The organism is Streptomyces winkii (genome assembly GCF_032248595.1).
Taxonomy (GTDB): domain Bacteria; phylum Actinomycetota; class Actinomycetes; order Streptomycetales; family Streptomycetaceae; genus Streptomyces; species Streptomyces winkii.
On sequence record NZ_JASTTH010000002.1, the window covers coordinates 319779 to 345931 of the forward strand.

At 73.5% G+C, this 26153-nt stretch carries 22 protein-coding genes; 12 read left to right on the forward strand and 10 right to left on the reverse strand.

The features are described 5' to 3' along the window. Positions 1-105: 105 nt before the first annotated feature. The 3 genes from QQM67_RS05790 to QQM67_RS05800 form a co-directional block, all read right to left on the reverse strand. Entirely contained in the window at positions 106-1038 is a 933-nt protein-coding gene (locus tag QQM67_RS05790) for a hypothetical protein (protein ID WP_314172500.1), read from the reverse strand. A 115-nt stretch (positions 1039-1153) separates the two neighbouring features. Beyond that, positions 1154-2143, reverse strand: a complete 990-nt coding sequence (locus QQM67_RS05795; RefSeq protein WP_314172501.1) for an N-acetylmuramoyl-L-alanine amidase — start codon at positions 2141-2143, stop codon at positions 1154-1156. 22 nt (positions 2144-2165) lie between these two features. Then, positions 2166-2831, reverse strand: coding sequence for a class I SAM-dependent methyltransferase (locus tag QQM67_RS05800; RefSeq protein ID WP_314172502.1), 666 nt, complete (start codon positions 2829-2831; stop codon positions 2166-2168). Positions 2832-3162: 331 nt separating this feature from the next. Between QQM67_RS05800 and QQM67_RS05805 the strand changes: the two genes are divergently transcribed. The 4 genes from QQM67_RS05805 (at position 3163) to QQM67_RS05820 (ending at position 6828) form a co-directional block, all read left to right on the forward strand. Continuing rightward, complete coding sequence (locus QQM67_RS05805) at positions 3163-3831, forward strand: molybdopterin-dependent oxidoreductase (RefSeq protein ID WP_314172988.1); 669 nt, start codon at positions 3163-3165, stop codon at positions 3829-3831. Next, complete coding sequence (locus tag QQM67_RS05810) at positions 3812-4525, forward strand: cytochrome b/b6 domain-containing protein (protein WP_399065789.1); 714 nt, start codon at positions 3812-3814, stop codon at positions 4523-4525. The genes QQM67_RS05805 and QQM67_RS05810 overlap by 20 nt, the downstream gene beginning before the upstream one ends. Positions 4526-4596: 71 nt before the next feature. Continuing rightward, entirely contained in the window at positions 4597-6090 is a 1494-nt protein-coding gene (locus tag QQM67_RS05815; protein ID WP_314172503.1) for a DHA2 family efflux MFS transporter permease subunit, read from the forward strand. Between the two features lie 159 nt (positions 6091-6249). Beyond that, on the forward strand, positions 6250-6828 hold the full coding sequence (locus QQM67_RS05820) for a dihydrofolate reductase family protein (RefSeq protein ID WP_314172504.1): 579 nt from the start codon (positions 6250-6252) through the stop codon (positions 6826-6828). Here QQM67_RS05820 and QQM67_RS05825 read toward each other — a convergent pair. Both QQM67_RS05825 and QQM67_RS05830 read right to left on the reverse strand, forming a co-directional pair. Beyond that, complete coding sequence (locus tag QQM67_RS05825) at positions 6810-7520, reverse strand: helix-turn-helix domain-containing protein (RefSeq protein ID WP_314172505.1); 711 nt, start codon at positions 7518-7520, stop codon at positions 6810-6812. The genes QQM67_RS05820 and QQM67_RS05825 overlap by 19 nt on opposite strands. 137 nt (positions 7521-7657) lie before the next feature. Further along, the gene (locus QQM67_RS05830; protein WP_314172506.1) at positions 7658-8464 is read right to left on the reverse strand and encodes an SAM-dependent methyltransferase; all 807 of its coding nucleotides are present in this window, start codon (positions 8462-8464) and stop codon (positions 7658-7660) included. A gap of 216 nt (positions 8465-8680) precedes the next feature. On the opposite strand from QQM67_RS05830, the gene QQM67_RS05835 reads away from it, so the two are divergent. Further along, positions 8681-9550: a MaoC/PaaZ C-terminal domain-containing protein gene (locus tag QQM67_RS05835; protein WP_314172507.1), complete on the forward strand. Its 870-nt coding sequence runs from the start codon at positions 8681-8683 to the stop codon at positions 9548-9550. Between the two features lie 283 nt (positions 9551-9833). On the opposite strand, the gene QQM67_RS05840 is transcribed toward QQM67_RS05835, so the two are convergent. Continuing rightward, entirely contained in the window at positions 9834-11741 is a 1908-nt protein-coding gene (locus tag QQM67_RS05840) for a hypothetical protein (protein WP_314172508.1), read from the reverse strand. A gap of 275 nt (positions 11742-12016) precedes the next feature. Between QQM67_RS05840 and QQM67_RS05845 the strand changes: the two genes are divergently transcribed. From QQM67_RS05845 to QQM67_RS05865, 5 genes are all read left to right on the forward strand, one after another. Beyond that, positions 12017-12982: a Nif3-like dinuclear metal center hexameric protein gene (locus tag QQM67_RS05845; protein WP_314172509.1), complete on the forward strand. Its 966-nt coding sequence runs from the start codon at positions 12017-12019 to the stop codon at positions 12980-12982. Beyond that, positions 12979-13722: a zinc ribbon domain-containing protein gene (locus QQM67_RS05850; protein ID WP_314172990.1), complete on the forward strand. Its 744-nt coding sequence runs from the start codon at positions 12979-12981 to the stop codon at positions 13720-13722. The genes QQM67_RS05845 and QQM67_RS05850 overlap by 4 nt, the downstream gene beginning before the upstream one ends. Next, the gene (locus tag QQM67_RS05855; RefSeq protein WP_314172510.1) at positions 13722-14951 is read left to right on the forward strand and encodes a bifunctional RNase H/acid phosphatase; all 1230 of its coding nucleotides are present in this window, start codon (positions 13722-13724) and stop codon (positions 14949-14951) included. The genes QQM67_RS05850 and QQM67_RS05855 overlap by 1 nt, the downstream gene beginning before the upstream one ends. Positions 14952-15129: 178 nt before the next feature. Then, positions 15130-16335, forward strand: coding sequence for an NAD(P)/FAD-dependent oxidoreductase (locus QQM67_RS05860; protein WP_314172511.1), 1206 nt, complete (start codon positions 15130-15132; stop codon positions 16333-16335). 29 nt (positions 16336-16364) lie between these two features. Next, positions 16365-17318 carry a sigma-70 family RNA polymerase sigma factor gene (locus QQM67_RS05865; protein WP_314172512.1) on the forward strand — a complete coding sequence of 318 codons (954 nt, stop codon included), beginning with the start codon at positions 16365-16367 and terminating at the stop codon, positions 17316-17318. A gap of 174 nt (positions 17319-17492) precedes the next feature. Here the strand turns inward: QQM67_RS05865 and eda are convergent, their stop codons facing one another. Both eda and yaaA read right to left on the reverse strand, forming a co-directional pair. Then, on the reverse strand, positions 17493-18215 hold the full coding sequence (eda, locus tag QQM67_RS05870; protein WP_314172513.1) for a bifunctional 4-hydroxy-2-oxoglutarate aldolase/2-dehydro-3-deoxy-phosphogluconate aldolase: 723 nt from the start codon (positions 18213-18215) through the stop codon (positions 17493-17495). A gap of 86 nt (positions 18216-18301) precedes the next feature. Continuing rightward, positions 18302-19102, reverse strand: coding sequence for a peroxide stress protein YaaA (yaaA, locus tag QQM67_RS05875; RefSeq protein ID WP_314172514.1), 801 nt, complete (start codon positions 19100-19102; stop codon positions 18302-18304). A 323-nt stretch (positions 19103-19425) separates the two neighbouring features. Here yaaA and QQM67_RS05880 point away from each other — a divergent pair, with 323 nt between their 5' ends. Then, on the forward strand, positions 19426-20898 hold the full coding sequence (locus tag QQM67_RS05880) for a PP2C family protein-serine/threonine phosphatase (RefSeq protein WP_314172515.1): 1473 nt from the start codon (positions 19426-19428) through the stop codon (positions 20896-20898). Positions 20899-20933: 35 nt separating this feature from the next. Here QQM67_RS05880 and QQM67_RS05885 read toward each other — a convergent pair whose 3' ends face one another. After that, positions 20934-22205, reverse strand: coding sequence for a PP2C family protein-serine/threonine phosphatase (locus QQM67_RS05885; RefSeq protein WP_314172516.1), 1272 nt, complete (start codon positions 22203-22205; stop codon positions 20934-20936). Between the two features lie 197 nt (positions 22206-22402). Between QQM67_RS05885 and QQM67_RS05890 the strand changes: the two genes are divergently transcribed. Next, the gene (locus tag QQM67_RS05890) at positions 22403-23104 is read left to right on the forward strand and encodes a zinc metalloprotease (RefSeq protein WP_314172517.1); all 702 of its coding nucleotides are present in this window, start codon (positions 22403-22405) and stop codon (positions 23102-23104) included. A gap of 25 nt (positions 23105-23129) precedes the next feature. On the opposite strand, the gene QQM67_RS05895 is transcribed toward QQM67_RS05890, so the two are convergent. Then, positions 23130-25952, reverse strand: a complete 2823-nt coding sequence (locus QQM67_RS05895) for a type 1 periplasmic-binding domain-containing protein (protein WP_314172518.1) — start codon at positions 25950-25952, stop codon at positions 23130-23132. Positions 25953-26153 lie beyond the last annotated feature (201 nt).

Here is a 26153-nt window from a genome sequence, read left to right on the forward strand (position 1 = left end):
ATCGGGGTGCGGCAACGGAAACGGCCCCTCCGCCCGGAGAACCGGGGGAGGGGCCGCAGACGTACGAGCGGAACGGACGGGCCGGAGGCCGACCGGAGGGCCGGGTCAGCCGCGCTGTATGCCGGAGGTGTCCTGGAGTATGCCCCGGCGGCCGTCCTGGGTCTGGGCGATGAGCGCCGGGCCGCGCTGCTCCACCGCCAAGTACCAGGTGCCGGGGGCCAGTTCGGCGACGGGCTGCGGCGTGCCGTCCTCACCGAAGAGCGGACGGGTCACGGGCACGGCGAACCAGAACGGCTGGAAGTTCGGGTCCGGGGCGCCCCCGCCTGCCGCCGGACCACCGGGCTGCTGTGCCTGCTGCGCTCCCGGCTGACCGGGCTGTGCCGCCTGCGCCGGGCCGGGCTGACCCGGCTGTCCGGGCTGACCGGTCTGGGGTCCGCCGGGGTAGCCGTAACCGCCCTGCGGCTGGCCGCCGTACGGGCCCGGCTGTCCCGGCTGGGGCCCGCCCGGGTAGCCGTAGGCGCCCTGCGGCTGGCCGCCGTACGGAGTGGGCTTCGGCGCGGGCAGCAGCGGGGCCTTCAGCGCCGGGACCGTCGTGCTCAGAGCCCCGGCCGCCGCGAGGGCGAGGGAGAGGACGAGCGTCAGAAAAGCACCGGCGGCCAGGGTCCACTTCTCGTTCGGATCGCCGCCGGCGGCACCCGGCTGCTCCAGGTCCGGGAAGACGACCGCGACCAGCGACCAGATGCCCGCCCAGCCGACGACCAGGCAGAGCACCAGACCCCACTGGTCCAGCGCCAGCCCCAGCAGCTTGCGCCCTTCCGGCAGCAGCCGGGCGGCGACGATCAGAGCCGCGGCCACGACGCCGAGCAGATGCACGGACGGCAGCATCGGAAGAGTCGAGCGGGACCAGGCGGACACGGCGCAGGAGTCGATGGGGCAGTCGCCATCGAAGTCGAAGAACGGGAAGAAGGAAGCGATCAGCAGCAGCAGAGCTGTCCCGATCACCGCACCATCGCCTCGTGTGAGCGAGCGGATGTTCACTTAGCGTCCTTAGTAGGTTTCATACGGTCTGTGGACTCTGCCGGGGTAGCACCCCATCGTACGGATCGGTGCCGGGACCGGACCGGCGGGGCGACCTCGGCGCACGACGCCGCTTTCAGCGCTTTTCCGCGAGGAACGCCGCGATCCCCTCCACCACTCCGCGTGCGGCGCGACCACGCCATTCGCGGTCGGACAGATCGGCGGCGTCCCGCGGATTGCGCATGTTGCCGCACTCCAGGAAGACCTTGGGGACGCGCGTCAGGTTGAGCCCGCCCAAGTCCCCACGTGTGTCGGTGCCTTCGCCGTCCCCCGCGTAGGCCGCGGGCTTCGAGTCCGTGAACTTGCGGAAGGCGTCGGCCAGTTCACGCCCAAGGTCGCGGGACGGGCCGACGATGGCGCGGGTGTCGGCCTTCCCCTCGTTGACGGACTCCGGGAGGATCACATGGAAGCCGCGCGCGCTCGCCGGTGCGCCGTCGGCGTGCAGCGACACCACGGCGTCGGCGTCCGCCCGATTGCCCGCCTGCGCACGGGAGTCCACGCAGGGCCCCCACGGCCTGCGGCCCTCGTGGGTGAGCTCCACCGTCGCGCCCCGCTTGCGCAGCCCCGCCTCCACGCGCCGCGCGAGGTCGAGGGTGAACTCCGCCTCGGAGTAGCCGGATTCGGCAGCCGTCCCGGTGGTGTCGCACTCCTTGCGGTCCGTGCCGATGTCCACGCTCTGATTGATCTCGGCGGCGTGCCGGCGGTTGTTGGGGTTGTGGCCCGGATCGATCACGACCGTCATGCCGCTCAGCGGCCGTCCGCCGGACCCTGCCTGCTCACCGCCGCCGCCCGAGTCGCCCCCCGGCAGCCCCGCGCCGGAATCCGGACGTGAGTCGTCCGGCAGCGGCATCAGCGTCGGCCCGGCCTTCCCCGCCCCGGACGACTGGTCCGCGGACTGCCACACCAGCCAGCCCGCGAACGACGTCGGAACCAGCACACCCAGCGCGATCAGCAGCCGCATGCCGAGCCGCCGGGACCGCCGCGGCTCCGGGGACCGCTGAGTCTCCGGCTGTGCGCCGGGCTCGGTGCTGGACGGATCGTGCGGATGCGGGCTTCCGTTGGACACGCCCAGGATGCTAGCCGTCCGATCACACCGCCGTGCCCGTACGCCGCAGAACCCGCAGCGACCTCGTCGCCGAAACCTCCCTGAACGCACCGGAATCGAGCGCACGCCGGTAGATGCGGTACGGGGCCTGACCGCCGTCCGCCGGGTCGGGGAAGACGTCGTGGACGACCAGCAGCCCGCCGGGCGTGAGATGGGGCACCCAGCCCTCGTAGTCGGCGGTGGCGTGCTCGTCGGTATGACCCCCGTCGATGAAGACGAGGCCCAGCGGACGGCCCCACAGCGCGGCGACGCGCGGCGAGCGTCCGACGACGGCGACGGCGTGCTCCTCCAGCCCCGCGGCGTGCAGCGTGCGCCGGAAGGCGGGCAGCGTGTCCATGAGGCCGGTATGCGGATCGACGACGTCCGGGTCGTGGTACTCCCAGCCCGGCTGCTGCTCCTCGCTGCCGCGGTGGTGGTCGACGGTGACCGCGACCACGCCCGCGGCGCGGGCGGCGTCGGCGAGGAGGAGCGTGGACCGGCCGCAGTACGTGCCGACCTCCAGCAGCGGCAACCCGAGGCGTGCGGCCTCGGCGGCGGCCGCGTACAGGGCCAGGCCCTCGTCGGCGGGCATGAAGCCCTTCGCCGCCTCGAACGCGGCGAACGTCTGCGGGGCGGGCTGCGGCTGCTGCCCCGCGGTGGGCTGGCTCATCGGGCTCCGTGCTCCTTCGGCCTCGGGAAGGCGGCGTGACGTGGCGGTTCATGCTGCCGCACGGCTCCCGGCAGCGCGCGTGCGGGGCTCCCGGCCCGTACGTACGAGGCGCCTCGGGCGGGCACGGCGGCGAGCGCCCGCCAGATGACGGAAGTCTGACGGTTCTCCGCGGACCCTGGCGCCGCGCGGGCGACGGTGCTCGAATCGTCTTGTGGAGACAGCCGATTCAGCAGACCCGGCCGGGGCGTCCGGCAGAGCCGGAGCATCCGCCGGAACCGGCTCGTCCGCAGACGGCGAGGGCTCGCCGGTCGGCAGGCGGGTCGTCCTCGGCATGCTCGGTCTGGGCGCCGCGGGGCTCGCGGCGGCGCCGTATGTGCAGAGCGGCACCGAGAGCGTCCTGAGCGCCGTCTCCGGCAAGGACCCGACGGGCGTCACCGGGCTGCTGCCCAACGGAGGCGGTTTCCGCTACTACTCGGTGGCCGCGTCCGTCCCGCACCGCGACCGGAGCGGCTACGGACTCACCGTCGGCGGGCTGGTCGAACACTCCGCCCGCTACGGCCTCGACGAGCTGCGCGAGATGCCGCAGACGCGCATGGTCCGCGACGTGCAGTGCGTGACGGGCTGGCGGGTGCCCAGCACGCCCTTCGAAGGTGTGCGCCTGTCCCATCTGCTCGACCTGGCGGGTGTGCGTCCGGAGGCCACCGCCGTCCGCTTCACCTGCTTCGACGGCGTCTACAGCGAGAGCCTCACGCTGAAGCAGGCCAGGCGCGACGACGTGCTGGTGGCGCTGCGCATGCAGGACAAGCCCGTCACCCACGACCACGGCGGGCCCGTGCGGCTGTACGTCGCCCCCATGTACTTCTACAAGTCCGCGAAGTGGCTCTCCGGCATCGAGCTCACCCGTGAAGTGGAGCCCGGCTACTGGGAGAAGCGCGGCTACTCCGTCGACGGCTGGGTCGGCAGGTCGAACGGACGTGACGATGCTCCGACAGCCGCCTGAGCGCGCGGAGACCGCGGGCCGGACCGAGCGGGAGACGCCGTCCGCGGACGTGACGCGCTTCGCGCGTGCCGTGCGCTGGTGCCACCAGGCCACGGCCGCGCTGATGGTGGTGTGCGTGGGCACCGCCCTCTGCCTCTACCTACCGGGCCTCGCCCAACTCGCGGGACGCCGCGCCCTGTTGGTGACGCTGCACGAGTGGTCCGGGCTGCTGCTGCCGGCGCCGGTCCTGCTGGGCCTCGCCTCGCGCGCGCTCCGCGCCGACCTGCGCCGCCTCAACCGCTTCGGGCCGCACGACCGCCGCTGGCTGCGGCGGGCAAGGCGCGCGCGCCGCCCGTACCCGCCGCTGGGCGAGGACTGGGGCCGGGACGCGGGCAAGTTCAACGCGGGCCAGAAGGTCTTCGCCGCCTGGATCGCGGGCGCCGTACTGGTCATGGCGGGGACGGGGCTGCTCATGTGGTTCACCGGGCTCGCACCGCTGGTGTGGCGTACGAGCGCGACGTTCGTGCACGACTGGCTCGCCCTGGCTGTCGGCCTCGTGCTCGCCGCCCATGTGGGGATGGCGGCCGCGCATCCCGAGGCACGCCGCGCCATGCGCACCGGCAGGGCCGACCGGGCGTGGGCCCGCCGCGAACACGCGCTCTGGGAGCCGCAGGAGGAGAACCCGGAGGAGAAGAACGGCCACGGACAACGCTGAGGTCAGTGGCCGTCCTGGATACCGGAACAGCCTGTGGGCGTCCTTGGGAGCGGCTGCGAGGATGACGGGCGATGACAGACAAGGCTCTCTCCGCTCCGTCCGGCGACCCGGCAGCCGGCGCCGACCGCTCCGGTGACGGCGGCGGCGACACCGGCTCCGGCTCCGGACCGTCCGTGCGCCTGTGGGCGGTGGTGCTCGCCGCGTGCGCCGGGCAGTTCCTCGTCGTACTCGACGTCTCCGTGGTCACGGTGGCGCTGCCGTCCATGCGGGCCGGTCTCGGCATGGACGCCTCCGGGCTCCAATGGGTCGTCAACGGCTACACCCTGGCCTTCGCGGGGCTGATGCTGCTCGGCGGCCGCGCCGCGGACATCTTCGGCCGCAAGCGGACGTTCCTGCTCGGTCTCGCCCTGTTCACCGCGGCCAGCCTCCTCGGCGGCATCGCACACGAGCCGTGGCAGCTGCTGGCCGCACGCGTCGTGCAGGGCGCGGGAGCCGCCGTACTGGCCCCGGCCACGCTGACGATCCTCACCACCGCCTTTCCGCCCGGCCGCGCACGTACGCGGGCGATCGCCACGTGGAGCGCCGTCGGCGCGGGCGGGGGAGCGGCGGGCGGCCTCGTCGGCGGCGTGCTGACGGACGCGCTGTCGTGGCGCTGGGTGCTGCTGATCAACATCCCCGTCGGTGCGCTGGTTCTGCTGGCCGCCGCCGTGTGGGTCCCCGAGGGACGGGACGCCGGGGCCCGGCGCCGCCTGGACGTGCCGGGCGCGCTGCTGGTCACGCTCGGGCTGAGCTCGCTGGCGTGGGGAATCGTACGGACGGAGGCCGTGGGCTGGACCGCGGCGTCCGTGCTGTGGCCGCTGGCCGCGGGAGGCGTCCTGCTGGCGCTGTTCGTGGCCGTCGAGGCGCGTACGGAGGCGCCGCTCGTACCGCTGCGGCTCTTCCGCAGCCGGGCCGTCGCCGCGGCGAACGGCGCGATGTTCGTGTGCGGCGGCGCCCTGTTCTGCATGTGGTACTTCATGTCGCTCTACATGCAGAACGTGCTCCACTACACGCCCCTCCAGGCAGGGCTCGGCTTCCTCCCGCAGTCGCTCAGCATCGTGCTCGGCTCCAAGGCCGCGCCACGGCTGATGGCACGGTTCGGGGCGCGCGGCGTGGCGCTGGCGGGGGTCGTGCTGGCCGGTGCCGGCTGCGTGTGGGAGAGCGGCATGCACGCCGGGGGCGGCTTTCTGGAGACAGTCATGGGCCCGGGAACGCTGATGGCGCTGGGCGGCGGAATGGTCAGTACGCCGCTGGCCTCGGTGGCCATGTCGGGGGCGCCGCACGGCGACGCGGGGCTGGTCTCCGGACTCTTCAACACCGCGCGGACCATGGGCGGTTCACTCGGGCTCGCCGTGTTCTCCACGATCGCCGCCGCCCGCATCGGGGAGGGCGGCGACCCGCGCACGCTGGCCTCGGGCTACGGGCTGGCGTTCCTCAGCGCCGCCGTGGTGCTGGTGCTGTGCGCGGCGCTCGTGCTCTTCGTCCTCCCGCGCCCCGAGCGGGAGGGCACACCGGGGGAGAGCTGACGCGAGGACGCCGCCCTCGGCGGGCGCACCGGACGTCGCCGGACGCGGGGTTGTTCCGGTACGCGTCGTGAACCCGGTGTCGTTTCCGTCCAAGACGGCCGTCCCGGCCGAGATCTAGCGTGAGCCCGGCAGCTTGGCCGATCGCGAGGAGACAGCACCATGCGTGACCTGGTCTACACCGGCTTCATGTCGCTCGACGGCGTCGTGGACTCGCCCGGCGGCGGGCCGGGGGAGGAGCACCGCAGCGGCGGCTGGGTGGTCGAGGACCTCGAGTTCGTCCCGGAAGCCTGGTCGCTGAAGGGCGACGAACTCGCCGACACGACGGCGCTGATGTTCGGCCGCCGCAGCTACGAGGCGTTCGCGCCGGTCTGGCCCGGCTCGGAAGACCACGCCGCCTACAAGGAGTTGCCCAAGTACGTGGTGTCGACGACGTTGCCCGACGACGCCCTCGTCGACGGGTGGGGGCCGACGGCGATCCTGCGCTCGGCCGAGGACGTCGCCGCGCTCAAGGAGGGCGAGGGCGGCGCGATCTTCATCCACGGGAGCGCGGAGCTGGCCCGGCGGCTGTCGGGCGCGGGTCTGATCGACCAGTACAACCTGCTCGTCTTCCCCGTGCTGCTCGGCGCCGGGAAGAGCCTGTTCGGCCGGGCCGACCGCGACAAGCAGATGCTGACGCTGCGGGAGTCGGAGAGCTATGCCAACGGGATCCTGAAGCTCGTCTACGACGTCAGGCGCTGATCCACGTCGAGGGCGATCGCGCCACCGGCGCCCTCGGACAGCTGCCCGGCGGTCCGTCCGACGTACGAGCGCAGCGCCCGGGCCAGGTGCGGCTCGTCGAAGTAGCCGAGCCCGGCGACGACTTCGGCGGCCGGGCGGCCGGCCGCCAGCAGCTCCGCCGCGGTGCGGGCCCGCTCGATCTGCCGGACGGCGCCCCGCGTCAGCCCGGTCGCGGCGCGGAACCGGCGTTCGACCGTGCGCCCCGAGACGTCCGGGCGACGGCCACGCAGCACCTCGGCGACGAGCGGATCGCGGACCACGGTCCCGGCCCGGACGAGACGCCCGACGAGAGCCTCGGCGTCGTCGGCGCCGGGCGTCTCCCAGCGCCTGCCGGCCAGCCGGAACGACCGGCGCGTGGTGTCGGGCAGCTCCACACCGCCGTCCACCAGCGTCGGCGTGGGCATGGCCCGCAACGAGGTGCCGAGCGCGAACTCGATGCCTGTGAAGGTCGCGCCCTCCGGCACCGGCGCCCTGCCGGTCCGGGTCTCGGGACCGGTGACGCCGGCGTACGCCCGGCCGTCCTGCTCCCAGAACACCAGGCCCCAGCGCACCCCGGCGACGGACGTCATCGCCGTGACCTGCTCGCTCGTGCAGGTCCACACGGAATCGACCCACGGCGAGCCGGACCGGCGTGTCTCGAAGCGGAGTTCCACGGGCGAAGAGTACGCCGCGCCGCAGCCGACGGACCCATCGGACAGATCACGAAATCAAGGACACCGCGGGTTCGGTTCCCCGTACGGAAGGCGGCCGTCGACCGCCACTGCTCACGATCCGCCGCACCGGCGGGGTCTCACGGCTTGCGGCCGACGCCCCCGAAGGCCGCCGCGTCCGGGCCCGCGTCCCCGCCGACGTCTGGACGCCAGCGGTTGATGCGCACCACGCCGGGAGGCACGAGCTCCAGCCCGTCGAAGTAGGCGCGGATCTGCTCGGGCGAGCGCAGGACGTAGGGCACCGCGCCGGAGTCGTTGTAGTCGTCCTGCGCCGCGTTGGTGTCCGGGTTCTCGTCGACGCCGTCGTTGTGGGAGAGATAACTGCCGGACGGGAGCTGCGACATGAGGCTCGTGATGATCCCGCACGCTTCCGCGTGGTCGCCGACGTGGCCGAGCACGCCGCTGAGGATGAGCGCGACCGGGCGGGTGAAGTCGAGCGTCTCGCGTGCACCGGCGATCACCGTCGCGGGGTCGCGGAGATCGGCCTCGATATAGGCCGTCCTGCCCTCGGGCGAACTCGTGAGCAGCGCATGGGCGTGCACGAGCACGAGCGGGTCGTTGTCGACGTAGACGATGCGGGCGTCCGGCGCCTCCCGCTGCGCGACCTCGTGCGTGTTGTCGACGGTGGGCAGGCCCGTACCGACGTCGAGGAACTGCCGGACTCCGGCCTCCCTCGTCAGATGGCGGATGGTGCGGACGAGGAAGTAGCGGGAGGCGCGCGCGAGTTGGTCGATGCCCGGGAACGCCAGGCGGTACTGCTCCCCGGCCTCGCGGTCGGCCGGGTAGTTGTCCTTGCCTCCGAGCCAGTAGTTCCAGATGCGTGCCGAGTGCGGGACGCTCGTGTCGATCTCGCCCCTGCCGTGCGGGCGGGCTCCCTCACCGTCCATGACTCCCCCTGAGTGCGGGCCGTAGTACGGGCCGGTTCCCGTACGGGCCGATTCCCAACTTCCCCTGGACACCGCAGTCTTCACCCTTCGGCCACGATTGTGTAGGGGCGCCTGGAACGCGGGTGCCGGGCCGCCGCACGTACCGGCCCGGCGTCGTACGCGGCCACGCGGCAGCCGGTGGCTATCCTCCCCCGGGTGGGAAGGAGCTGACGAGCGATGCCGATCGACGTCGGGCGGGCGCTGTCCGCCGAGCCCAGCAGCACCCGGATCACCTGGGGACACAAGGACGTTCAGCTGTACCACCTCGGGATCGGGGCGGGCGTCCCCGCGACCGACCCGCAGGAGCTGCGCTACACGCTGGAGAGCAGGCTGCACGTGCTGCCGAGCTTCGCGACCGTGGCGGGCGGCGGGGCCGGGGTGCTGGACGGCCTGTCGGCGCCCGGCATCGACGTGGATCTCGCCGCCGTGCTGCACGGCGGTCAGAGCATCGAGGTACACAGGCCCGTTCCCGTCGACGGCAGCGCGACGCAGACGTCCTCGGTCGCCGCGGTCCACGACAAGGGGAAGGCGGCCGTCATCGTGCTGCGCACCGAAGCGGCGGACGGGGACGGCCCGTTGTGGACGTCGGAGGCCCAGCTGTATGTGCGGGGCGAGGGCGGCTTCGGCGGCGACCGCGGCCCGTCGCCGGCACACGGGACCCCGGAGCGGGCCGCCGACCACGAGGTGCGCGTCGGCGTGCGCGAGGACCAGGCGCTGCTCTACCGGCTCTCCGGCGACTGGAATCCGCTGCACGCCGATCCCGAGTTCGCGGCGCTCGCGGGCTTCGACAGGCCGATCCTGCACGGGCTCTGCTCGTACGGGATGGTGCTCAAGGCCGTCGTCGACACGGTGCTCGGCGGGGACGTGACGCGCGTGACGCGGTACAGCACACGCTTCGCGGGGGTCGTCTTCCCCGGCGAGACGCTGCGCGTACGGATGTGGTCAGAGCGAGAGCAGGAGGGGGAGGGGCGTGTGCGGCTGTCCGTCTCCGCAGTGGAACGGGGCGACGCCCCGGTGCTGACCGACGCCGTCGTCGCACACGTCTGACGGCGCCCCGCCGCCTTCAGCTCACGGTCACTCCGACTCGCTCTGCTGAGCGGGGCGCCGGTGACGGCCGTGGGCGTGCTGACCGGACTCGTCCGAACCGGCGGCCTGCCCTCTGTGCCTGCCTGAGCCGTTCGACGCCTGGCTGCTTCGCGTTTCTGTCCCGGTCTTGGTCTCGGACATCGCGGGGAACTCCGTGGATCACTTCGCTGCTTGGTACCCGATCAGAGTCTCATGACGGGTACTTGGCCTGCTCGATGCGGTCTCCTGCCCGATGTCGGCCCGCTCATGCCGGCCTCGCGCGAACCGCGGCGTCATGCAGCGCGGTGGCGAGCGGGGCGTCCTGGAGCGGCACCGGCTTGCGCCGCACGCATGGTTCGGTGACCCCGACAGGCGGGCGTGGCGCGGGAGTTGACGGGACGTCGGCGGAGGGCTGCCGCGGCTCTGCGGTGGTCGCCGCCGGGTCCACGGCGACCGGGGCGCTCCCAACGGCCGCTGCTTCTGCGGTGGCTGGGTCGGGCCGGGCGCTTCCTTGTGCCTGGGCCCGCGCGGCCGGCACCTGTGCGGGCAGCCGAAGGGCCGCCTCCCGCGCGGGCGGAACCTCGGCGGGCAGCGCCCCCGGCGGCACGGCGGGTGCGGCGCCCTCCGGAAGCGTGGGCGGCAACGCCCGTGCGGCAGCGGCTTCTTGGGGCTCCCGCACGGCTCCCTCCGCCGGAACCCGGTCGCCCTGAAGCCCCTCCGGTGCGGCGCCGTTCGCCGGAACACCGCCCGTAGCGGCGGCCCCCGGCGGGAGGCCCGGGGAGGGTGCGGCCCCGGGCGGCAGCGCGGGCGAACCGTCTACGTGCGACGGAGCCTCGCCTTCGCCTTTCCCTGCACTGCCGGACCGCCCGGCCTCGCGCCGCGGCTCGACCGGGGCATGCGCGGCCTCCGGACCGGCCTGCCGCTCCGCGGCCGAGCCGTCCGCATCCCCGGGCGCGGCGCCGGAGCCCGCACCCGCGCCCGTCTCCGCCGTACGGCCTTCCGCCGCGGCGGCGGCTTCCGCGCCGGAGTGCGCCTCCGCGCCCGAACGAGCCCCCACGGCCGCGCCGAAGTCCACGCCGGCGCCGAGGCTTTCGCCCGTGCCGGTGCCGGTGACCGTCGCGCCCGCCTCGGCGTCCGGCTGTTTCCCGCGCATCCGCAGCCGCGCCAGCCCGCACGGCGCATGCGCGGTGGCGCAGGGCAGCCGCAGCTCGCCCTCGCGCGTCCAGACGCCCTTGCCGGGCAGCCAGCCGCCGGGAGCACGGAAGCGCCGCAACTCCCGCTGCATCGGCCGCCATACGCCCAGCCAGGCACCGCCCGCCCGCGCGCCCGTCGTCTGCCCGTGCAGGGCGACCGCGCAGCTCTCGGGCAGCAGCATCTGCCCCGGCTGCACGGCGAAGGGCGTGAGCAGCGCCCCCTCGGGATGCAGCGACTCGGGGAAGCGCACCGGCCGGTGGGAGCCCAGCACCCCCCAGCCCAGCCGGAATTCACCGGGCGCGTTCGACCGCACGATCAGCAGGCCGCTGTCGGCATCGGCGAGCAGCAGCCGGTCGTCGCTCTCGTCGGTGATCTGGAGCAGCGGGCTCACCTCGCCCCCGCGGCCCAGGTCGACGGCGACGGTCTTGGTGCGGCCGGTGCCCCCCGTGTCCGTACGGTCGACGGCGAGCAGCCTGCCCTCGCGGTCCAGCCAGGCACCGCCCCCGCAGCGGCCCGGAACCTCGGCGACGAGCTGCGGCGATCCGTCGCCGCTGCCCGCCACCAGCCATACGCCCGTGGAGTGTTCGCCCACCGTGAGCGCGTACGCCCGCCGCCCGCACGGAGCGGGAGGCAGCAGCGTGAGCCGCTCGGACTCGACCGCGCCCAGGCAGAGTTCGCCGGTGCCCGGCCCCGTCGGGTAGAGCAGGGCGAGCTTGTGGCTGCCGCTCTCGCGGCGGGCGATCAGGACCCTTCCGTCGGTCAGCGGCAGCACCTGGCTGTCGGTCTGCTCCGGGCGGGCGCCGGGGAGCGGGACCGCATACGGCTCGGGGCCGTCGAGAGTCCAGCGCTCGGGGAACCAGCCGTCCTCCGCGGACGCGTTGAGCCGTGCCGCGTAGGCGCCGTCGGCCGCGATCGTGAACGTGGAGTGCCTTGCCGTCCGGCTGTCCGCCACGATGGTCTCGGGGGCACAGGCAGTCATGGGTCGATCACCTCCAGTGAGGAACCTAGGTGTCGACTGCCGCCCGAACAATGCGAGTTCGGACCCTTCACGCGGATGAGTGGCGGATGTGCGAATTGCCTGCGCGACCCCGAGTGCGTGTGCTGGACACGCATTGCGGCGGGGCCGGAATCCGGCCCGAACGCGCACCGCGCGGCGCGTGCAGAGGAGTCGTGCGACGCCCGCCGTGGGGCCCTCGCGCGGCGGCGGGACGGTGACCGGGCGGCCCGCCCGGCGCGGAAGGTAGCCTTTCATCCGTGCCAGCCCTCTCCGAAGTCATCGCCGCGCTCGACGCCCTCTGGCCGCGCGAGCGGGCGGAGCAGTGGGACGCCGTCGGCACCGTCTGCGGTGACGTCGGCAGCCCGGAGGCCCGCGTCGACCGTGTCCTCTTCGCCGTCGACCCCGTGCAGGAGATCGCGGACGAGGCCGTGGCGCTTGGAGCCCAACTGCTCGTCACGCACCACCCGCTGTATCTGCGGGGCACGACGACCGTCGCGGCCGACACCTTCAAGGGCCGCGTGGTGCACACGCTCATCCGGCACGGCGTCGCCCTGCACGTCGCGCACACCAACGCCGACACCGCCGATCCCGGCGTCTCCGACGCCCTCGCCGGCGCGCTCGATCTGCGGGTGCTCCGGCCGCTGGTGCCGGATCCGTCCGACTCCGGGGGCCGCCGCGGGCTGGGCCGCGTCTGCGAACCGCCGCGCCCCATGCGGCTGTCGGAGCTGACGGAGTGGGCCGCGGCCCGGCTGCCGGTGACGGCTCAGGGCATCCGTGCGGCCGGCGACCCGGACCGTACGATCCGTACGGTCGCCGTCTGCGGAGGCTCCGGCGACGGGCTCTTCGACGAGGTGCGCGCCGCCGGCGCAGACGCGTATCTGACAGCCGATCTGCGCCACCACCCGGCCTCCGAGGCGCGCGAGCACTCGCCGCTCGCGCTGCTGGACGCCGCGCACTTCGCCACCGAGTGGCCGTGGTGCGAGCAGGCCGCCGCACAGCTCGACGAGATCTCCGACCGGCACGGCTGGGGCCTGCGCACGCACGTCTCGCGTACGGTCACCGATCCCTGGACCGCACACGCCGCGTCGCACGACGCCGACCCCGGAGGTGGCGGTGCCACCGCGGAAGCGGCCGGGTACGGTTCGGCAACCGGCCGCGGTCCAGCTCCGTCCGATTCCCACCGCAGCGCCGTCAACGACATCACCACGGGAGCCCCCAACTGAACGCCGCGCCCGCCGATCAGATCCGACTGCTGGACGTCCAGGCACTGGACACGCGACTGAATCAGCTCGCACACAAGCGCAAGAACCTGCCCGAGCACGAGGAGATCCAGTCGCTGGAGGCTGATCTCGCGCAGCTGCGCGATCTGCTCGTCGCCTCCCGCACGGAGGAGAGCGACACCGCTCGCGAGCAGACCAAGGCCGAGTCGGACGTCGACCAGGTGCGCCAGCGTGCCGCCCGCGACCAGAAGCGCCTCGACTCCGGTCAGGTCACCAACCCGAAGGACCTGGAGAACCTCCAGAGCGAGATCGCCTCGCTCGCGAGGCGGCAGGGAGACCTCGAGGACGTGGTCCTGGAGGTCATGGAGCGGCACGAGGCCGCCACCGAGCGGGCGGCCGAGCTGGCCCAGCGCGTCGACGCCGTACAGGCGAAGGCCGAGGACGCGGTCGTACGGCGGGACGCGGCGCTGAGCGAACTCGACAGCGAGGCGGGCACGGTGCGCGCGGAGCGCGAGTCCGCGGCCGCGGCTGTGCCCGCGGAACTGCTGAAGCTGTACGAGAAGATCCGCGAGCAGCAGGGCGGCGTCGGCGCCGCGCGGCTGTACCAACGGCGTTGCGAGGGCTGCCAGTTGGAGCTGAACATCACCGAGCTCAACGACGTGCGTTCGGCCCCGGAGGACGCCGTACTGCGCTGCGAGAACTGCCGCCGCGTCCTGGTCCGTACGCCCGAGTCCGGGCTCTGATGGGGGCCGGGGGCGGCGGACGGGGCGGTCGCGGCTTCGTCGTCGAGGCGGACGGCGGCTCGCGCGGCAACCCGGGACCGGCCGGGTACGGCGCGGTCGTGCGGGACGCCGGAAGCGGCGAAGTCCTGCGGGAGACGGCCGAGTTCATCGGCATCGCGACGAACAACGTCGCCGAGTACAGGGGCCTGATCGCGGGGCTGCGCGCGGCGTACGAGCTGGACCCGCACGCGTCGGTCCGGGTGCGCATGGACTCCAAGCTCGTCGTGGAGCAGATGTCGGGGCGCTGGAAGATCAAGCACCCGGACATGCGGCCGCTCGCCGCGGAGGCGCAGGCGGTCTTCCCGCCGGGTGCCGTGCGGGGTTACGAGTGGATCCCCCGCGCCGAGAACAAGCACGCCGACCGGCTCGCCAACGAGGCGATGGACGCGGGCAAACGGGGCGAGGCGTGGTCGGCCGGCGCCTCGACGGCCGAGCTTGACGCGCAGTCCGCAGAGGCGGCCCGTGCGGCCGGGCCGGGTGCGGATGGCGGCTCCGGCACGGGAGTGCCCGTCAGCGACAACGCCGCCGAACTGGCCGCGCCGCACAGCGGTTGGGGCCCGGACCTCGGCGCGCCCACCACCTTCGTACTGCTGCGGCACGGCGAGACCGCGCTCACCCCGGAGAAGCGCTTCTCGGGGAGCGGCGGCACCGACCCCGAACTCTCCCCGGCGGGCTGGCGCCAGGCGTACGCGGCGGCGGAGGCGCTGGCCGCGCGCGGAACGCTCCAGGCCGTCGTCAGCTCCCCGATGCGCCGCTGCCAGGAGACGGCGTCGGCCGTCGCGGAACGCACCGGGCTGAAGGTCCGCGTCGACGCGGGCCTGCGGGAGGCCGACTTCGGCGCCTGGGAGGGCCTCACCTTCGCCGAGGTGCGCGAGCGCTTCCCCGACGACCTGGAGAAGTGGCTCGACTCGACCGAGGCCCGGCCGACCGGCGGCGGCGAGAGCTTCGCGACGGTCGCCGATCGCGTCGCCGTGACGCGGGACAGGCTGCTGGCCCGCTACCCGGGCAGGACGGTGCTGCTCGTCACCCACGTCACGCCCGTCAAGACGCTCGTACGGCTGGCGCTCGAAGCACCGCCCGTCGCGCTCTTCCGGATGGAGCTGTCGGCGGCCTGCCTCTCGGCGATCGCGTACTACGCGGACGGCAACGCGTCGCTGCGGCTGCTGAACGACACGGGGCATCTGCGTTGACGCGCTGACGCCGGGCCGGGGCCCGTCTTCAGCACGGCGCGGATCGGCGGGCGCGATGCCTGACGCCTCCGGCGACGCTCCCAGCGCTCCGTGACCCACGTCACATGCGGTTCCTGTCAGCAATCGGGTCGCTGTTCCGCTCAGTCACCGGGAGCAAGCGACTCGACGGGAGCGTCACATGAAGCACCACATCGTCGTCCTCGGCGCCGGCTATGCCGGGGCCCACGTGGCCGGAACCCTGGCCCGCCGGCTGTCCCCGGCGGACACCAGGATCACCGTGGTCAACGCCGAGCCGGACTTCGTCCAGCGGCTGCGGCTGCACCAGTTGGCGGCCGGTCAGGAGATCGAGGCTCCACAGCTCGCCGATGTCTTCGCGGGCACGGGGATACGGCTGCGCCTGGCCCGGGTCACCGCCGTCGACCCGGAACGCCGGGTCGTCGCCGTGGCCGACGCCGACGGGGGCGGCGAACTCCGCTACGACACGCTTGTCTACGCGCTCGGCAGCCACGTCGCCGACCACGGCGTCCCCGGCGTCGCCGAGCAGGCCTTCGACGTCACCGGCCGGCCCTCGGCTCTGCGCCTGCGCGAGCGCCTGGACAGTCTGGGCGAGGGCGGCAGTGTGCTGGTCGTCGGCGACGGCTTGACCGGCACCGAGACCGCCACCGAGATCGCCGAGTCCCGGCCCGGCCTGTCGGTGACGCTGGTCGCCCGCGGAGAGCTGGGCGCCCGGCTCTCCGCCGGAGCCCGCGGTCACCTGCGCCGGGCCTGCGACCGGCTGGGCGTCACGGTCGTGGAGCACACCGAGGTCGAAGCCGTCGAGGCGGCGAGGGTGCTGTGCGCCGACGGCACCGTCCTGGCGTCCGACGCGACCGTGTGGACGGCCGGGTTCGCGGTCAGCCCCATCGCCGCCGCCGGCGGGCTGGAGGTCACCGGGGACGGCCGGATCGTCGTCGATCGCACCATGAGGTCGGTCTCGCACCCGGACGTCTACGCCGTCGGCGACAGCGCCTGGGCCGTCGGCGACAGCGGCCGGCCGCTGCCGATGTCCTGTGCTTCGGCCGGCTGCACCGGAAGGCAGGCCACGGCCGCGATCGTGGGACGCCTGACCGGCCGCAGGACCGCGAACACCAAGCTGGCGTACCTGGGCAACCACATCAGCCTCGGGCGGCGGGACGGGATCTTGCAGGTGGTCGATGGAGAAGGGCAGGCAAAGCCGATGTACACGGGCGGCCGGAAGGCCGCGCGGCTCAAGGCGGGCATCCTCAGGACGTCGCTGTGGGCCTGCTCGCACCCGACCTTCGGCCTGCCGAAGCGCCGGCGCCGCCTGACCGCCGCCGGGCCCGGGTCCCTGGAGGAAGCCGTCGCCGAGCAGGCCGTCGCGTAGGCGCCCAGAGTCCGCCTAGGGTGATCCGCGTGGACGGCACCGCCACCGACGGCTTCGACACCAGCCGGTTCGAGGCCAGCCGGAACCGGCTGGCCTCGCTGGCGTACCGGCTGACGGGCTCCGCCGCCGACGCGGAAGACGCCGTGCAGGACGCGTTCCTGCACTGGCAGGCCGCCGACCGGCAGCGGATCAGGGTTCCGGAAGCATGGCTGACCAAGGTCGTCACCAACCTGTGCCTGGACCGGCTCCGCTCGGCACAGGCCCGCCGCGAACGCTCCGCCGGCGCCTGGCTGCCCGAACCGCTCCTCGACGGCGACCCGATGCTCGATCCGGCCGACACCATCGAGCAGCGCGAATCGGTCTCCCTGGCCGTGCTGACTCTCATGGAGCGCCTGTCACCCGTCGAGCGGGCCGTCTATGTCCTGCGTGAAGCGTTCTCGTACGGCCACGCCGAGATCGCCGGGATACTCGACATCACCGAGGCCGCGAGCCAGCAGCACCTCCACCGGGCCCGGCGCCGCATCACCGCCGCGGGCCGCCGCGGCGGCGAAGTCGACGTCGCTTCCGCGCGCAGGATCGTCGAGGAGTTCCTCGCCGCGGCCTCCTCGGGCCGCACCGAACGGCTGGTGGCGCTGCTCACCGACGACGCGATCGCGATCTCCGACGGCGCCGGCCGGAGGGAGAAGCTGCTTCAGTTCGACACCCCGCAGCGCATCGCCGCCGTCGCGCGGGCCGGCTTCAAGCCCACACCCGCTAAACGGCGGCTCGCCGGGGGCACGCCCGCCCTCCACTACGCGCTCGTCAACGGTGCCCCCGCCGTCCTCTTCGTGGTCGGCGACCAGGTCGTCGGCGCCGTGACCTTCGACATCGCCGGCGGCAAGATCGCGACTGTGCGCGGCATCGCGGCGGCGGCCCGCCTCGGCCGTCTCGCCGAAGCCTGGCGGCAGCGCGGACCGGACACGCCCCTCGTCGCCCGGTGGTGACCCGGCGCCGGCCGCGGCCAGGCACAGCGGGCCGCCCGGCATAGGCCGTGCCACCCGTGAAGTGGGCGTCCGCCCGGCGAGCGTGTGGTGTCCGGTCCGGGCCCGGTCCGGCGTCCGTCGTCCGGACTGCCGCACGGCCCCCGGTGCCTGGACGCCTCAGTGGCCTCAGCGCCCTCAGTGCCCCAGCGCGGCGGCGCCTTCGGCGAGGCGCTGGACGCGGGGCCAGTCCCGCTCGGCGATCGCGTCGCCCGGCACCATCCAAGTGCCGCCCACACAGCCGACGTTGGGCAGGGCCAGATAGCCCGGCGCCCTGGCCTCGTCGATGCCGCCCGTCGGGCAGAAGCGCGCCCGCGGGAGCGGCGAGGCGAGGGCCTTGAGGTACGGGATGCCGCCCGCCGCCTCCGCGGGGAAGAACTTCATCTCCGTGATCCCGCGTTCCAGCAGGGCGATCACCTCCGACGCCGTCGAGACGCCCGGCAGCACGGGCACGTCGCAGCCGAGCATCGCCTCCAGCAGACGGTCCGTCCACCCGGGGCTGACCAGAAAGCGGGCGCCCGCGTCCACGGCCTCCTCCGCCTGCTCGGGCGTGAGCACCGTGCCCGCACCGACCACCGCCTCGGGCACCTCGGCGGCGACGGCCCGGATCGCCTCGCGGGCCGCCGAGGTCCGCAGCGTCACCTCGACGACGGGCAGCCCGCCCGCGACCAGGGCACGGGCGAGGGGCACCGCGTCCGCGGGGTCGTCGAGCACGACGACGGGGATCACGGGAGCCAGACCGAGCAGCGAGCCGCCGGGCGTCTGCTGCGACGGCGTCGACGGAGATGGGGACGGCGAGGACGAGGGCGACGGCGAGGGGGAGGACGAGGGCGACGGGGAGGCGGGGCGTGCGGGAGCCATGCGCGCATCCTCTCCTCGTCCGACCGCCGTACGCAACGCACGTTGCAGACGCCGCAATTCGACTCGGAGGAGGCCCGTGCGCGCGGCTACAGCTCCGAGACCACCACGTCCAGCGCCCGCGGCTTCCCCGGCTTCCGCCCGGCGGCGGGCTCCTCCACGACGTAGCCGAGCCCGCGCACCGCCTCCACCAGCGCCGCCGGAGTGCCCGGCGCCGCGCCGTCCTCCAGCAGGGCGCGCACGATCCGTCCCTTCGTCGCCTTGTTGAAGTGGCTGACGACGGTGCGCTTCTCGACGCCGTCCACGACGGCCGACTGGAGCACCCGCACCGTGACCGTACGTTCGGCCAACTCGCCCTTGGGGCGCCACATCTGCGCGTACGCCGTCGAGCGCAGGTCGAGCACCGGTCCCGTTCCCGCCGCCTCCGGGAGTACGGCCGCCAGCGGCTCCCGCCAGTGCGTGCTGAGCGCGCCGAGGCCCGGCAGCCGCACCCCGCCCGGGCAGCGGTACGACGGGATGCGGTCCTTGATCCCGACCGCGCCCCACAGTCCGGAGAAGACGAGCAGCGACCTCGCGGCCCGCCGCTTCGCCGCCGGGCTGAGCGTGGCCAGGCCGAGTGCGTCGTAGAGGACGCCGGTGTAGATCTCGCCGGCGGGGCGCGCGGGGGCCGAGCGCAGCCGGGCGTTCCTGGCGACCTCGCCGCGCAGCCCCTCGCTCAGGCCCAGGACGTCACGGGCCTTCTCCTCGTCGGCGCAGCAGAGACCGACGAGCTCCTCCAGCACTTCCTCCCGTGCCGGGCCGAGGCCGGGCAGCGACAGCGCGCCGGGGTCGAAGGGGCGCCCCCTGCCTCCGTCGGCCTTCCCCTCGGACGGTGGCAGCAGCACAAGCACGGCGGATCTCCTGGTGACGCGGTCGGGCCGTCGGAACGCACGGACGGGGCGGGCGAGCCGGTTCGCGAGCGGAACCGACGCCGAGCAGCGTATGGCGTACGAGGGGCAGGGCGCACACGGGGCCTCGGGGCTCCCCGGGGACACATGGGACCCGGTCCGCGTTGGCGGACCCCGGGGGAGAGGTGCAGCCTTGAGGAAAGGCCGCGCTCGCGCGGAGGCGAACGCTCGCACCGAGCAGATCCGGAACCGACGGAGGCGAGTCGTCCGGCCTCGCCGGGCCTCGCCGGTCTCTCACGGCGCGGGCGGCCGAAGGAGGATGTGCTATGGCCAGGGCATCCGACCGGGCCAAGATGCTCGGCGGGCTCATCTCCGCCAGCCATCTGAGCACGCTGACGCAGGTACCGGGCGTGCTGAGCGAGCAGGCCAGGCGCTACGGCTGGTCGGAGGTGCTGCTGTACCTGTCCGACATCCAGCAGACGGTGCTGACGCTGATGACCGGCGAGGGAGCCGACGGCGGCAGGCTGCCCGGCGACCGCCCCGCAGAGTTGCAGATCGACGGTACGGCTCCCGGGCGCGCGTTCCAGCTCGGCGAGATCCTGCCCACCTCCGCGAGCGGCGGCCAGTGGTGGGTTCCGGTGCTGAACGGCACCGAGCGGGTCGGGCTGATGCGGATCACGACCGGCGGTCCCGGCTCGGGTGCCGGGCCTGGCTCCGGTGCGGGTTCGGATGCCGGTTCGGGTTCGGGCCCGGATTCCGGTCCGGATTCGGACAGCGCCCCGGGCCCGGACTCAGGTTCCGGCTCGGGCCCGGAGACCGGTTCCGGCTCGCGCTCCCGCTCCGACGGCGGTCCGGGCCCCGGCGCTGGCCGCGACCCGGACGCGGAAGAGGCCGACTTCCAGGACATGCGTGATCTGGCCGGTCTGGTCGCGCTGCTGCTGGTCACCAAGCGCGGCACGAGCGACGCGTACGCACGCCTGGTGCGGCGGCGCCGCATGAACGTCGCCGCCGAGATGGAGTGGCGCCTGATGCCGCCGCGCACCTTCGCGACGGACAGGCTCGTCGTCAGCGCGCTCATGGAGCCCGCGTACCAGGTCAGCGGCGATGCCTTCGACTACGCCTTCGCCGACGACATCGCCCACCTGTGCATCATCGACGCGATGGGTCACGACACCGCCGCCGGGCTGACGGCGAACCTCGCGGTCGCCGCGTGCCGCAACCACCGCCGTCAGGGCAGCGACCTCGTGGAGACGGCGAACGGGGTCGAGAAGGCGCTCATCGACCAGTTCGAGCACAGCCGCTACGCCACGGGCATCTTCGCCGACCTCGACGTCGGCACCGGGCGGCTCACCTGGATCAGCCGCGGCCACTACCCGCCCGTCGTCATCCGCGGCGGCCGCTTCGCCGTCCCCCTCGCATGCTCACCCGCGCCTCCCATGGGTACGGGGCTGGGCATCGCCCCGGCGCTCTGCCGCGAGCAACTGGAGCCCGGCGACCGGCTGCTGCTCTACACGGACGGCATCACCGAGGCACGCAACCCCGACGGCGAGGAGTTCGGCCTCGAGCGCTTCACGGACTTCCTCATCAGGCATCACGCCGACGGCCTGCCCGTCCCCGAGACGCTGCGGCGCCTCATCCGCCACCACCTCGACTACCACCGGGGCCGCCTGAGCGACGACGCCACGGTGCTCGTCCTCGAATGGCACGGCCCCACCCCGTACCCGCCCGGAGAGGCCGAGGCACTGGTCGGCCTGCCCGCCGGATCCGCTCCGGCACTGCTGGAGCGGCCGACCCGCTGAGGACCGGGCGAGCGCCACGGAATCCCGAACCGCGCTCAGAGGTCGACGACGACCAGCGCGATGTCGTCCGCGGCGCCCTCGCTGACGCCGAGCCCGGACAGTACGTCGTCGGCGACCTGCTCCGCGCCGCGGCCCGCGCTGCGTACGAGTGTCGAGGTCAGGCGCGCGATGCCCTCGTCGATGTCCTCGTACCGACGCTCCACCAGGCCGTCCGTGTAGAGCACGAGGCAGTCCCCGGCGCCGTAGCGCACCCGAGCCTCCGGCCGGGGTTCGTTCTCGGAGCGCGTGGCCAGCGGCGGGTCGGTCGCCTGGTCGAGCAGCTCGCAGTCGCCCGCGGAGTGCAGCAGGACGGGAGGCAGGTGCCCGGCGCTGCTGTAGGTGATCGTCTGCTCGTCCGTGTCGACCCTGACCTTGACGGCGGTCGCGGACTGCGCTCCCTGCACGGAGTTCGCGTAGAGCCCCAGGATCTGAAGTGCCGTGGCGGGACTGGCCGTGGCGCGCATGGCGGCGCTCAGGGCGCTGCGCAGCATGCCCATCACACCGGCCGCCTCCAGGCCGTGGCCGACGACGTCTCCGACCGCGGCCGTGAACCCCGCGTCGGGCACGTCGGTGACGTCGTACCAGTCGCCGCAGACGTTGAGCGTCCCCACGGCTGGCAGATAGCGCACCGCCACTCCGGGGCGGGGAAGGTCGGGGGAGTGGAGCATCGCCTCCTGGAGCGTGAGCGCGACCCGGCTCTCGCGGGCGTGCGCGAGCCGCAGCTCGTCGTTGAGCTTCTGGAGCTCCTGGCTGCGGGCGTAGAGCTCCGCCTCCGCGCTGCGGTGCCGGACGTTCCTCTCCTCGTCGAGGGTCCCGAGCGAACCCCGCTCGTGGATGAACGCCGTCACGTCCTCGGCCCGGTGAATGATCCAGGCGACCGAACCGTCCGGTGCCAGGACCGGTGTGTTGAGCGGCGACCACCACCGCTCCTGGAACGTGCCGGGGCGGCCGGCGACGGGGATGTCGTACTTCAGCAGCGCCATCGTGTCGGTTCTTCGCAGCTCCAGCACCCTGCACAGCGACGAGGCCAGCTTCTCGGGGCCGTCGTTCTCCGGGTCCGAGGGGTTGGGCGGAAAGGCGTCGAAGAGGTACTTGCCGACGAGGTCGTCCCGGGACCGCCCGGTCGCCCGCAGATACGCGCGGTTGGCGTCCCGGATGGTCAGCTTCGGGTCGAGCACCAGCTTCGGGCTGGGCATGGCTGCGAAGAGAGCGGCGTAGTCGATCTCCGATCCCGTCACTGGCCCCTGCCGTTTCCCCCTGCCGGTCATTGCTTCGAATATACGGATGTACCCGGCATCCCACCCGCCATGCACGGCTGTCCGCGGGTACGGCGCGGGCCGTCGGCGTCCGCACGGGGCCCGCGTCCGCAGCCGTACGCGCATGGGCCGCACCCCTGGTGGGCAGCAATCAACCGATCGGGATGAAACCAGGCGAAAAGCCTCCCGTACAACTTCACAGGAGTCACATGCTGAGGACCGGCATAGCCGTCGGCGCCGCACTCGTCGTCACCTGTGCGTTCGGCGTGACCCCCGCCCACGCCGCCCGGCTGACTGTCAGGGGCACCGGATTCCAGGTGGCCGCGCGCCTCGGGGTGACCTCGGTCAGCCCCTCGCGCCCGTACACGGTCACGTTCGCCTCGGCGGAGCTGAAGAGGCGCTACACCCCGCATCTGACGGGCGCCGTCGCGCAGTTGAGGGCGGCCGGGGTGCGGATCACCGTCGGCGGCGTCGAGAGCGTCGACCCTGCCGGATGCCCGTCGTGGGGCCACATCCAGTACACGCAGACGTACCGCCCCATGGGGCGCGGCGGTTACAGCCGCGGCATGCCCTGCCCGTACCCCGAGGACGGCGTCGCGGCGGGCGGCGTCGTGACGATGGACAGCGAGTACTTCGACGGCACCTGGCACATCCCCGCGCACAAACTCCGCAACACGTTCGTGCACGAGATGCTGCACACGCTCGGACTCGACCACCCGAACCGCGATCTCGACGGCGACGGCACCGTCGGGCGGTACGAGTGCGTCGCGGGGCCCGGCGGCGTCAAACCGGTGATGTGCTCACCCAACGGCGGCTTCACGACGCAGTACGGCGCCGGGAGGCTCACCGCCTTCGACACCGCGGGCCTTCGCGCGATGCTCGCCAACGCCGCGCTCCAGGGGGCGGGTTGAGCGGCGGATAGGCGTGCCCGGCCGGTCAGCCGTCCGTCGGGCAGGTGTGTTCGCCGTTCGGGCCCCAGCGGGTCACCGGGGGCTCGTTCTCCTTGAACGCGCCGCAGTGCAGGGCCACTTCGGGCCCCTTCGCGGTGACGTGGAGGATCGTGAGGGCCTTGTCGAGCGGCGGCCGCGACCCGTGCAGTTCGGGGAAGCGGATCGCGCCGCTCGCGCCCTGGAATGTGATCTCCTCGTCCAGTTTGGACTTCACTAGGTCCGTGTAGGCGGTGCCGGTCGAGGAGTACGCGTCGTCGGCCGCCGTCGAGAGCACCTTCAACGCGTCGTGTGCGAGGGCCACATGGCCGTCGTTGAGCCAGGGGTCCTGCGCCGTGTAGTTGTCGACGTAGTCGCGGAAGAGCCGGTCCGCCTGGCCGCCCGAGTCCGGGTGCTTCTCCGGCAGCACGTGCACGCTGTGATACAGACGCAGCCACGGCTCCTTGTACTTGCCGCGCAGCGCCGTGCTGGTGAGTTCATTGCTGCCGAGCACCGTGAGCTTCTCCGGGAGTCCGCCGCAGCCGGAGTCGGGGCCGTAGGCGTTCACGAACGCGGAGAAGTTCCGTACGCGCGCCGCCCAGTAGACGATCGTGCGCGGCTCCCGCTCGATCCGTTCGCAGACGGTCTTGGCCAGTCCGACGGGGGTGTAGCCGCCTCCTCCTCCGCTCTCCGAAAGGGGCAGGCGCTCCGCGCCCGGGCCGAACTCCCGGGCGAACTTCCCGCTCAGCTCGGAGCTGAACAGGTCGCCGGGCTCCTCGATCACCAGCGCGCGCCGTGCGTAGTCGCAGCGTCCGCCGTCGTCGGCGACGACCCGCTCGGAGCGCGCGAAGGACGCGGCGATCCGCGATTCCCGGCTGTTGCTCGGGGACATGGGCCGGTAGTACGTCAGCGCCTTGCCGCTCTCCGGGGCGCGCCGCATCGCGTCGGCGGTGGCGGTCGTGCCGATGACCGGTACCTGTCCCTCGTCGAGCACGGCCGCGGCCCTGCGCGTCTCGCTGCGGCTCTCGGTGAAGCCGACGGCACCGACGACCGTCCTGTGGTCCTCGCTGTCCTTGTACCGCTCCGCCTCCTTCACGACGCGGCGGGCCTCGGCCTCCGCGTCCGCGAAGTTCCGCCCGGTGTCGCGGACGTCGACGTACAGGCGCACGCGGTTCTCGCGGTCCTCGACCGCCTCCTCGTTCAGCCTGCGCTGGGCCAGCAGCAGCCCACGCAGCTCGGGGACCGCGCCGTTGTCGATGGCCTCCTCCGGGTCGGACGGCACCGTCGCACCCAGATAGACGACCCTGCGCACCGTGCTGCGGGTCTGCTCGTCGGCCTTGCGCTCCGACTTCACGGCCTCGTCGTTGAGCCTGCGGATGTGCTCCACGACGCTTTCGTACTGCGTGCGCGCCGTGTTCTTCTCCGTCGCGTGCGCGGGCAGCGGACGCGGGACGTGGGTCCCCTTCACCCGCGTACCGTCGAAGCAGGCCGTCTCCGCCGCGTCCCCGGGCCACGGCGCGAGCGCGGCCAGGACCGCCAACGCAGCGGCGCCGGCGACGACTTCGGCCGCGATCTCCCACGACGGCTTCACACCGGGCCACGGCTCGCCCGGTTCGACGCGGGTGACGAAGATGCCCTCCTCGTCGAAGCTCTGCTGCGTCATCGGGATCAGCAGCGGTAGGGCGACCGCGTCGTCGTCCTGCACCGGGGCGAACAACTCGGCGCCGTGCCGCAGGTTCTGGCAGCGGCGCCAGTCGCCCTTCCGGTACGCGGAGGCGCTGCCCGCGGCGGCCACCAGCAGCGACGCCGAGCCCGGCGAGCCGGCGGTGTTCCTCAACGCCCGCAGGAGACGGGCCGCTTCGGCGGATCCGGGCGCTCCGGCCGGCGGCAGATCGAGCAGCAGCACGCGGCGCGTGCGCCAACGGCGGGCCCTGGGGCCGAACTTGCCGGGCGCGGCATCCCGCAGATCCGCGAGCAGGGCGCGCAGCAGCAGCTCCTCCAGGTCCTGGTGTGCGGCCTCCGCCGCCTCCTCGTCGTCCCTCCGCAGACGTTCGGACTGGCGCGTCAGCAGCTGCGCGACCTTCTCGAAGACCGACTCGTCGGTCCTGCCCATCCGGCGCCACTGCTCGTACCAGTTGTGCTTCGAGCGCAGCAGCCGCCGCGTCCACCACGACGCCCAGCACCAGCGCGGAAAGCGGTAGAGCACGGACTTCCCGAAGAGCGCGATCAGATCGCCCAGCCACGCCAGCGGACCCGCGAAGCGGACGTCGGCGAAGCGGGCCAGGAAGTGCAGCAGCCCGCCCTCGGCCTTCTCGGCGCGCAGGCTGTACGCGTGGTCGCGCAGCGCCCTGCCGCCGGGCACCGGCTGCTCCGGGTGCTCGCGGATCTGTGCCGTGAGATCCGCCATCAGCCGCAGATGCCGGTTGGGCAGCGGCGCACCTCTGCGCGGGGTGGTGGCGCGCAGCAACTCGCCCGTCTTCAGGGCCAGATACCCGCTGCCGGGCGGGTCGGTGGAGCGCACGGCCGGTCTCGCATACGGGGTCAGCCGCTCGCCGTCCGGGGCGTCGAAGGGGTCCTCGAAGGCGGGTTCCTCGAAGACGGGGTCCTCGAAGACGTCGTTCCGGGCGCCGTACCCGCCGTCGCTCCCCGTGGCGTTCGCGGACGAGCCGGGGCCTCGGCCCGCCCGGCCGCCGCTGCGGACGAGCATGTTCTCCAGCCCGTCCAGCGTCCGCCTCGCGCGCCGCGAAGTCGCCGCGGCGTCCGGCCCGTCGGTGTCCAGCACGAGCACCGGCAGTACGTCCTCGCGCAGCGCGCGCCGCCAACTGCCGGGCACGACCGCTTCCTTGAACTTCCTCAGAAACGGATCGGACCCCTCGCCGTCCGGGAACGGCCGCCGCCACGAACGCCGTTCGGCCCCGCCGCCGTCCCCCGCGCCCCTTGCCGCGTCCCCGTCGCCGCGCACCTGATCCCCAACCGCCCCTGCATACGTATGTGTGCGTCGGAGGAGTAAACACCCTCCCATACGGGCTCATCC

Excerpts from the sequence above, each read along its gene's own strand:
- eda (WP_314172513.1), bottom strand. The coding sequence starts at position 18,215 with ATGGCTCCCGCACGCCCCGCCTCCCCGTCGCCCTCGTCCTCCCCCTCG.
- QQM67_RS05820 (WP_314172504.1), top strand. The coding sequence starts at position 6,250 with ATGCGTGACCTGGTCTACACCGGCTTCATGTCGCTCGACGGCGTCGTG.
- QQM67_RS05840 (WP_314172508.1), bottom strand. The coding sequence starts at position 11,741 with ATGACTGCCTGTGCCCCCGAGACCATCGTGGCGGACAGCCGGACGGCA.
- QQM67_RS05860 (WP_314172511.1), top strand. The coding sequence starts at position 15,130 with ATGAAGCACCACATCGTCGTCCTCGGCGCCGGCTATGCCGGGGCCCAC.
- QQM67_RS05805 (WP_314172988.1), top strand. The coding sequence starts at position 3,163 with ATGCTCGGTCTGGGCGCCGCGGGGCTCGCGGCGGCGCCGTATGTGCAG.
- QQM67_RS05855 (WP_314172510.1), top strand. The coding sequence starts at position 13,722 with ATGGGGGCCGGGGGCGGCGGACGGGGCGGTCGCGGCTTCGTCGTCGAG.
- QQM67_RS05815 (WP_314172503.1), top strand. The coding sequence starts at position 4,597 with ATGACAGACAAGGCTCTCTCCGCTCCGTCCGGCGACCCGGCAGCCGGC.
- QQM67_RS05830 (WP_314172506.1), bottom strand. The coding sequence starts at position 8,464 with ATGGACGGTGAGGGAGCCCGCCCGCACGGCAGGGGCGAGATCGACACG.
- QQM67_RS05835 (WP_314172507.1), top strand. The coding sequence starts at position 8,681 with ATGCCGATCGACGTCGGGCGGGCGCTGTCCGCCGAGCCCAGCAGCACC.
- QQM67_RS05800 (WP_314172502.1), bottom strand. The coding sequence starts at position 2,831 with ATGAGCCAGCCCACCGCGGGGCAGCAGCCGCAGCCCGCCCCGCAGACG.
- QQM67_RS05890 (WP_314172517.1), top strand. The coding sequence starts at position 22,403 with ATGCTGAGGACCGGCATAGCCGTCGGCGCCGCACTCGTCGTCACCTGT.
- QQM67_RS05810 (WP_399065789.1), top strand. The coding sequence starts at position 3,812 with ATGCTCCGACAGCCGCCTGAGCGCGCGGAGACCGCGGGCCGGACCGAG.
- QQM67_RS05880 (WP_314172515.1), top strand. The coding sequence starts at position 19,426 with ATGGCCAGGGCATCCGACCGGGCCAAGATGCTCGGCGGGCTCATCTCC.
- QQM67_RS05885 (WP_314172516.1), bottom strand. The coding sequence starts at position 22,205 with ATGACCGGCAGGGGGAAACGGCAGGGGCCAGTGACGGGATCGGAGATC.